The organism is Bradyrhizobium sp. 62 (assembly GCF_023073035.1).
Lineage (GTDB): Bacteria > Pseudomonadota > Alphaproteobacteria > Rhizobiales > Xanthobacteraceae > Bradyrhizobium.
Genome location: NZ_JADPIT010000015.1, coordinates 360,338 through 367,502, shown reverse-complemented (window position 1 = coordinate 367,502; position 7,165 = coordinate 360,338). Strand labels below are relative to the sequence as shown.

Annotated in this window: 8 protein-coding genes; 6 read left to right on the top strand and 2 right to left on the bottom strand. The window is 64.5% G+C overall.

What is annotated here, in order from left to right; genetic code table 11:
• Nucleotides 1-121: 121 nt before the first annotated feature.
• On the bottom strand, nt 122-1,138 hold the full coding sequence (locus IVB47_RS12130; RefSeq protein ID WP_247461785.1) for an ABC transporter substrate-binding protein: 1,017 nt from the start codon (nt 1,136-1,138) through the stop codon (nt 122-124).
• 100 nt (nt 1,139-1,238) lie between these two features.
• On the opposite strand from IVB47_RS12130, the gene IVB47_RS12125 reads away from it, so the two are divergent.
• From IVB47_RS12125 to IVB47_RS12100, 6 genes are all read left to right on the top strand, one after another.
• On the top strand, nt 1,239-1,886 hold the full coding sequence (locus IVB47_RS12125; RefSeq protein WP_027569770.1) for a TetR/AcrR family transcriptional regulator: 648 nt from the start codon (nt 1,239-1,241) through the stop codon (nt 1,884-1,886).
• A gap of 85 nt (nt 1,887-1,971) precedes the next feature.
• A complete protein-coding gene (locus IVB47_RS12120; RefSeq protein ID WP_007609553.1) occupies nt 1,972-2,742 on the top strand; it encodes an ABC transporter permease in 771 nt (256 codons plus the stop codon).
• 30 nt (nt 2,743-2,772) lie between these two features.
• Nucleotides 2,773-3,810, top strand: a complete 1,038-nt coding sequence (locus tag IVB47_RS12115) for an NAD(P)-dependent oxidoreductase (RefSeq protein WP_247461783.1) — start codon at nt 2,773-2,775, stop codon at nt 3,808-3,810.
• Nucleotides 3,797-4,618 (top strand): GNAT family N-acetyltransferase, encoded by an 822-nt coding sequence (locus IVB47_RS12110; RefSeq protein ID WP_247461780.1) that lies wholly within the window; start codon nt 3,797-3,799, stop codon nt 4,616-4,618. Before IVB47_RS12115 ends, IVB47_RS12110 begins: the two co-directional genes overlap by 14 nt.
• Before the next feature lie 6 nt (nt 4,619-4,624).
• Nucleotides 4,625-5,680 carry a dihydrodipicolinate synthase family protein gene (locus IVB47_RS12105; protein ID WP_247461778.1) on the top strand — a complete coding sequence of 352 codons (1,056 nt, stop codon included), beginning with the start codon at nt 4,625-4,627 and terminating at the stop codon, nt 5,678-5,680.
• Nucleotides 5,668-6,450, top strand: coding sequence for an ABC transporter ATP-binding protein (locus tag IVB47_RS12100; protein WP_247461776.1), 783 nt, complete (start codon nt 5,668-5,670; stop codon nt 6,448-6,450). The genes IVB47_RS12105 and IVB47_RS12100 overlap by 13 nt, the downstream gene beginning before the upstream one ends.
• Before the next feature lie 123 nt (nt 6,451-6,573).
• Here IVB47_RS12100 and dctP read toward each other — a convergent pair.
• The coding region (dctP, locus tag IVB47_RS12095) for a TRAP transporter substrate-binding protein DctP (RefSeq protein WP_247461774.1) at nt 6,574-7,165 on the bottom strand (592 nt) is incomplete at its 5' end.

Sequence of the window (7,165 nt, the reverse complement as noted above, 5' to 3'; positions counted from 1 at the left end):
CCCGCGAAGGCGGGCGATCCAGTATTCCGAGACGGTTGTGGGTCAACCGATAGGCGGCGGCGTACTGGATGCCCCGCCTGCGCGGGGCATGACAGCGACATGCGGGGCGAGCGCTTGCCCCCTACTTCTTCACCTTGCTCGCATCCATCTTGATGGCGGGGTCGAGCATCTTGGTCGTGAACGCCGTCGTGACATCGAACGGCTTTTCCATGCCGAGATAGGTCTGGACCAGATCGTAGTCCTTCTTCATCCGCTCGCCGTCGATCCAGCCGAGCGACTTTGTCGTCGTGAATTCGTCCGTCATCAGAAACTTGATGCGCTCCCACTGGCGCTCCTGGTTCTCCTTGTCGAGACCGGAGACCTGGTCGAGCAGCGCCTTCAGGCAGGGCGCGGCGTCGGCGACGCAGGTCGCGAAGGCCTTTTGCGTGACCCGCACGAACTCCTCGACCAGCTTCGGATTCTTCTGCAGATAGCCGCCGTTGACGATCAGCGAATTGCCGTAAGGATTGAGCCCGATGTCCTTCCAGTTGACGTAGCCGAGATCGGCTCCGAACTCGATCACCTTCAAATCGTGCTCGTTGTAGAAGTCGCTGATGATGTCGACGGTATGGCTCTTCAGCGCGGCGATCTTCGCCGTCGGTCCGACATTGACGAAGCCGACGGAGTCGGGGGCAAGCCCTGCAGCCTTTGCGAAGGCCGGCCACATCACGCGCGAGGCGTCCCCGGGCGGATTGCCGATCTTGTGGCCGGCAAAATCCTTCACCCCGTTCACGCCGTAGCTCTTCAGCCAGTAGAAGGTCTGGCCGGTGTTGGCGTAGACGCTCATCACGGCAACGGCGTCAGCCCCCTTGCTCTTCGCCACCAGCATGGTGGCGAGATCAGCGACGCCGAAGGGCGAGCCTCCGGAGCCGACCTTGGCGGCGGAGACACCGGAGCCCTTGCCGACCTCGATGGTCAGATCGATGCCCGCCTTCTCGTACCAGCCTTGTGCCTTGGCGTAATAATAGGGCGAGTGATCGGCCGTCGGTGCCCAGTTCAGGATCAGATTGACCGCCTCGCCCGCGGTCGCCGGCACGACTGGTAATCCGAGCATCAGGGCCACAGCCAGGGCCGAGCCCGCCGCCTGCAAACGCTTCATCGCATCTCTCCTCGTTGCCCGCGACCGGCTTGTCGCTCTCCCCCTGTGAGGATACCAATGCAACAAGGCCGCCCTCAACTTGTCAACTGTTTGGTTGGAAATGCCCGCAAAACGTTCAGGCGACACCGTGCCGCAGCGGCGCGACCCGGTCGCAACCCGCAGGAAGCTGCTCACCGCGGCGCGCGAGGAGTTCGCCCGGCACGGCTTTGCCGGTGCCCGCGTCGACGAGATCGCGGAGCGCGCCGGCGTCAACAAGCAACTCGTCTACCATTATTTCGGCGACAAGGACGCGCTCTATCTTGCCGTGCTTGAATGGGTTTACGCCGATATCCGCGAGCAGGAGCGCCAGCTCAATCTCGAAGGCCTGCCGCCGGAAAAGGCGATCCGGAAACTGATCGAGGCCTCGTTCGATTACCTCGCGGCAAACCCCGATTTCATCGTGCTTCTGAACGACGAGAACCGCGGCGGCGCCCGCCACGTCCGTGGCTCGACGCGGCTGGAGGCGATGCATTCGCCACTGGTGAAGAGCGTGTCCCACATCCTCCACGAGGGCGTCCGCGCCGGCATGTTCCGCAAGGGGATCGACCCGATCCAGCTCTATATCTCCATCGCGGGCCTCAGCTATTTCTATCTCTCGAACACGCCGACGCTATCGGCGATCTTCGGCAAGGACCTGTCGAGCCGGGCCGCGCGCCGCGCCCGCCGCCGGCACGTCGCCGATCTCGTGCTGCATTCGCTCCGTCCGTAATCAACCAACTGGTTGAAACTTCCCTCAAGGACGGTTAGGCTTCAGACCAGGCGGCAAGGTGGCCGGCGGCAACAGGGAGCAACCGGTGACAGGAGACGGCGCCCGCAATACGCGCAGCTTTGCGATCGTCCTGATCGTGCACCTCGCCGTGCTCGTGCTCTGGCAGGTCCTGGTCGATGCCTTCCACGTGCCGAAGTTCATCCTGCCCTCGCCGCTCGCGACAATCCAGACGCTGGGAACCGCGAGCTACGCCTGGGGCGCCAATACGCTGGTGACGGCGATCGAGATCCTCGGCGGCTTTGCGCTCGGCGCATTTGTCGGCGTGGCGCTGGCCGTCATCTTTAGCTGGGCGCCGCTGATCAGCCTCGTGCTGCTGCCGCTGTTCGTGACGCTGAACATGATCCCGAAGGTCGCGCTCGGCCCGCTCCTCATCGTCTGGTTCTCCTACGGCATCGTGCCGAACATCCTGATCGCCTTCAGCATCTGTTTCTTTCCGATCCTGCTCACCACCGCGCGGGGCTTGCGCGAGGTCGAGCCGGATCTGCTCGACCTGGTCAAATCGCTGCGCGGCTCGCGCTGGACCCTGTTCCGCAAGATCCAGCTGCCGGGATCGCTGCCTTACATCTTCTCCGGCATGAAGGTCGGCGCCATCCTCGCGGTGGCCGGCGCCATCGTCGGCGAGTTCATCGCCTCCGAGCGCGGGCTCGGCTACCTCATGATCCAGGTGCAGTCGTCGCTCGACACGCCCGCGATGGTGATGGCTGTCGTGCTGCTGACGCTGCTCGGCGTCGCGCTTTACGGCTTCGTGCTCGTCCTCGAACGCATGTTCGTGGTCGGTGACGCAACACCGACTTGAACGGCAAAGCCAAGACCAAGGACCACAACCATGCTCCTCACCCGCCAGACACTGCCGAAGACTATCCCTGATATCGCTGCGCTAGACGATCTGCTGTGCCAGCCGACGCAGGCATTGATCGAGGACCTCGCCAGGGTTGACGGCGACATCATGATCCTCGGCGTCGCCGGCAAGATGGGGCCGACGCTGGCGGGGCTCGCCAAAGCCGCAGCACCCGATCGCCGCATCATCGGCGTCGCCCGCTTCAGCGACGCCGGCGTCAAGGACTGGCTGCACGCGCGTGGCGTCGAGACCATCAATTGCGATTTGATGGACGAGACCGCGATTGAGGCGCTGCCGAAGGCGCCCAACATCGTCTTCATGGCCGGCCGCAAATTCGGCGCGGAGGGCGACCTCTCGCTGACCTGGGCGATGAATGCGCACGTGCCGGCACTGGTCGCGCAGGCCTTCCCGTCATCGCGGATCGTGGCGTTCTCGACCGGCTGCATCTATCCCTTCGTCCCCGTGGACGGCAAAGGCGCAACCGAGGACATGGCGCCCAATCCGCCCGGCGAATACGCCCAGTCCTGCGTCGGCCGCGAGCGCATGTTCGAGCATTTTTCGCGCAAGTTCGGAACGCCCGGGCGGCTGTTCCGCCTCAACTACGCGATCGACATGCGCTATGGCGTGCTCCACGACATCGCATCGAAAGTGCTCACGGGCTCGCCGATCGACGTCAGCATCGGCCATGTCAATTTCATCTGGCAGGGCGATGCCTCGTCCCAGGCGCTGCGCTGCCTCGCGCATTGCACGACGCCGACCTCGCCGATCAATGTCAGCGGCCACGAGATCTTGGCCGTGCGCGACCTCGCAGCACGATTCGGCGCCAGGTTCGGCCGCGCGCCGGTGCTGACAGGAAGCGAACAGCCGACGGCGTGGCTGACGGACACGTCCAAGGCCGTCGAGCTGTTCGGCCTACCGGTCGTCGACACCGAGCAGCTGATCGCCTGGACCGCAGATTGGGTGTCCCGCGCCATGCCGAGCCTTGGCAAGCCCACCAAATACGAGGTGCGCGATGGACGCTACTGACGAGCTGGCCATCATCAAGCTCGGCGTCGACGATGCGATCGCCGGGCTCGTGCTGTCGACGGAAGCACACTGGAACCAGATCGAGGAGGACTGGCGCATCTTCCTGCACGATGGAATCGTGTTTGGCATCCGCGACGGCAGACGGCTCGTGGCAACCGCGGCCCTGCTGCCCTACTCCGGCAAAAACGCCTGGATCAGCATGGTGCTGGTATCAGGCACCCATCGCCGCCGCGGCCTTGCAACGCGCCTCGTCGATGCCTGCCTGGAAACCGCCCGCAGGAACGGCCTGACGAGCTGGCTCGACGCAACACCCGACGGTGCTGCCGTCTATGGCCCGCTCGGGTTCACGCCGACGCTGCAATTGCGCCGTCTCAAGCTGGTGAAATCCGCGTTCGCGTCCGCGCAGCCACCTTCATCCGCGACGCTCGACGCGCTCTGCGCGCGTGACCGGCGGGCTACGGGCCTCGATCGAACCGCCCTGCTCTCCAACTTCGCTCAGCGTCCCGGCTCACGGATTGTCGCCGCGAACGGCGCCATCGCGCTGGTTCGCGACGGACGCACCGCGCGCCATATCGGCCCGCTGTTTGCCGACGACACCGCAGCCGCGCTGACCCTCGTCGAGGCAATCGCGCGATCGGAGACCGGGCCGCTGCTGCTCGACGCCGTCGCGTCGCAAGCCGCGTTCCCTGAAGGATTGACCGCATCGGGCTGGAGCATCGAACGGCCGTTCCGGCGCATGCGGTTCGGCCCCGCCACTGCCGCCGGTGAAGACATGCCATTCGCCGTCGCCGGCCCCGAATTCGGATAGGACATCATGCACCACAGCCAGATCAACAGCGAGATCCGCAAGCTGATCGCCGACGGCACCGTGCTGCCGGCGCATCCCCTCGCGCTCACCGCAGAACGCCAGCTCGACAAGAAGCATCAGCGCGCGCTGACGCGCTATTACATCGACGCCGGCTCCGGCGGCCTTGCCGTCGGCGTGCACACCACGCAGTTTGCGATCCGCGATGTCGGCCTCTATCGTCCCGTGCTCGAGCTCGCCGCCGAAACTGCGGCGAACTGGACCAAGCGTCCGCTGGCGCTGGTCGCGGGCCTCGCCGGTCCGACCAGGCAGGCCACCACTGAAGCTCGCACCGCGCGCGACATCGGCTACCACGCAGGGCTCCTCAGTCTCGCTGCGATGAAGAGCGCGTCCGAAGACGAGATCATCGCGCATTGCACAGCGGTCGCAGCCGAGATTTCGCTGGTAGGCTTCTATCTTCAGCCGGCAGTCGGCGGCGTGGTCCTGTCGAGCCGGTTCTGGCAGCGCTTTGCCTCGATCGACAATGTCATCGCGATCAAGATCGCGCCGTTCAACCGCTACAGGACCCTTGATGTTCTGCGCGGCGTCGCGGCGGCTGGCGCGCTCGACCGCGTCGCGATCTACACCGGCAATGATGATCACATCCTGCTCGATCTGATGCTGCCGTTCGATCTGCGCGACAACGGCGTCACCACGCGGACCTACTTCAAGGGCGGTCTGCTCGGCCACTGGTCGGTGTGGACGGCGAGCGCGATCAAACAGTTCGAGCGCTGCAAGGCGGCACGGCACAAGGACAGCGTCCCGGCCGAACTGCTCGCGCTCGATGCCCGCGTCACCGATTGCAACAGCGCCTTCTTCGACGTCGCCAACGATTTTCACGGTTGCATCGCCGGTTGCCATGAGGTGCTGCGACGGCAGGGCCTGATGCAGGGCCTATGGTGCCTCGATCCGAACGAGGGCCTGAGCCCCGGCCAGAAGGACGAGATCGACCGCGTCACTCGCGAGCATTCAGATCTCAGCGACGATGCCTTCGTGGCCGCAAACTTGAATAAATGGCTGGCATGAGCTCAAACCCCTTCATCAGCCTGCAAGGCGTCCGCAAGGTCTATCGTAGCGGCGGAGCCGAATTCCTCGCGGTGTCCGACGTCACCATGGACGTGCAGGAGGGTGAGCTTGTCTCGCTGGTCGGGCCGTCCGGCTGCGGCAAGACCACGGTGATGAAGATCTTGGCCGGCCTGCACGACGCCGACGGCGGCACGGTGAAGATCGGCAATGCCAAAAGCCCGTTCGATCCGACCCGCGACATCGGCATGGTGTTCCAGCAGGCACTGCTGCTGAAATGGCGAACGATCCTGGACAACGTGCTGCTGCCGGCAGAGATCGTCGGTCTTCCGATGAAGGCCGCGCGCGAGCGGGCGCGCGATCTGCTCAATCTGGTGGGGCTTGCCGGCTACGAGCAGAAATATCCGCGAGAGCTGTCCGGCGGCATGCAGCAGCGCACCGCCATCGCGCGCGCCTTCGTTCACGACCCGAAACTGATTCTGATGGACGAGCCGTTCGGCGCGCTCGACGCCTTGACGCGCGAGCAGATGAATCTGGAGATGCTGCGGATCTGGCGCGAGAGCGGCAAGACCATCATCTTCATCACGCACTCGATTCAGGAGGCCGTGTTCCTGTCCTCGCACTGCGCCGTGCTGACCGCCGGCCCGGCGAAGATGGCCGATTATTTCCCGATCGACCTGCCGTTCCCGCGGGCTCTGCCGCTGAAGACGACCGATGCGTTCGGCGCCTATGCGCGGCGGATTTACGAGAAGCTGGGTTTGGGCGCGGCTTAATTCACCGCACGATAGATGCTGTAGGGTGGGCAAAGCGAAGCGTGCCCACTATGGCGAATCGAGCAAGCAGTGGTGGGCACGGCGCAAGTGCGCCTTTGCCCACCCTGCGGGGAGTTTGCGCGATCAGGTCTTGTTGCGCATCTTGCCGAGCAGATAATTGTCGTAAAAATTCTCCGCGATCTGCGTGTAGAACAGCAGCTCTTTCATATAGGCGTCGTGGCTTTCCTTGGTGCGCTTGAAGAGGTCGCTCTTGGTGGCGAGCTCGTTCAGATGCTCCTGGGTCGCAGCGTAGCAGGCCTCCAGCACCGGCTGCGGAAACGCCTTCAGCTCCGCGCCATTGGCGATCAGCCGCTTCAGCGCCGCCGGATTGACGCTGTCGTATTTCTCAAGCATCCAGGCGCCCGCGGCCGACGCCGCCTGGTTGACGATCGCCTGGTACTGCTTGGGCAGCGACGCCCACTTCTCGTCGTTGACGATCATGTGCAGCATGGCGCCGCCTTCCCACCAGCCCGGGAAGTAATAGTATTTGGCGACCTTCTGGAAGCCGAGCTTTTCGTCGTCATAGGGGCCGACGAATTCGACCGCGTCGATCGTGCCCTTCTCCAGCGCCGGATAGATGTCGCCGCCCGCGATCTGTTGCGGGACCACGCCGAGCCGCGCCAGCACATGACCGCCCATGCCGGCGATGCGGAATTTCAGGCCCTTGAGATCGTCG